1 protein-coding gene is annotated in these 247 nt (G+C 65.6%); it reads right to left on the bottom strand.

Annotated features, from left to right (window positions below):
* On the bottom strand, positions 1 to 247 hold a 247-nt coding region (locus tag ACYYG1_RS17750), incomplete at both ends, for an AMP-binding enzyme (RefSeq protein ID WP_461211655.1).

Raw genomic sequence — 247 nt, 5'->3', positions numbered from 1 at the left:
CTTGGGCAGGGGTTCGCTGCGGAACTCCACGATGCGCGGCACCTTGTAGCCGGTCAGTTGCGCGCGACAGTGGGCGATCAGCATCTCCGTCGTCAGCTCAGGCGATCGCGGGACCACGACGATCTTGATCCGCTCGCCCTGGGCGTCATCCGGCACGCCGACGGCGGCGACCTCCTCGACCAGAGGATGACTGGCGACCACATCCTCGATCTCGCCCGGATAGACGTTGAAGCCGGACACAAGGATC

It is taken from the genome of Desulfocurvus sp. DL1XJH-121 (assembly GCF_054819825.1).
This window is presented reverse-complemented; position numbering and strand designations above follow the sequence as displayed.